Below are 242 nucleotides of genomic sequence, written 5' to 3'. Positions count from 1 at the left end.
ATGGCAAAAGCAAAGTTTGAACGCGTAAAACCGCACGTAAACGTAGGTACAATCGGCCACGTTGACCACGGTAAAACAACCCTAACTGCAGCAATCACTAACGTACTTGCAAAAGTATACGGCGGTGTTGCTAAAGATTTCGCATCAATCGATAACGCTCCAGAAGAGCGTGAGCGTGGTATCACAATCTCAACTTCACACGTTGAGTACGATACACCTACTCGTCACTACGCACACGTAGA

The 242-nt window shown here is 46.3% G+C and carries 1 protein-coding gene; it reads left to right on the top strand.

Annotated features, from left to right (window positions below):
* Positions 1–242 (top strand): GTP-binding protein (locus CWB85_RS16780; protein WP_249314900.1); only part of this gene is annotated, 242 nt, incomplete at its 3' end.

Source organism: Pseudoalteromonas sp. S1727 (assembly GCF_005886375.1).
In the GTDB taxonomy this organism is placed as follows: Bacteria; Pseudomonadota; Gammaproteobacteria; order Enterobacterales; family Alteromonadaceae; genus Pseudoalteromonas; species Pseudoalteromonas haloplanktis.
The sequence above is the reverse complement of the archived record's forward strand: the minus strand, read 5'-3'. Positions and strand labels throughout refer to the sequence as shown.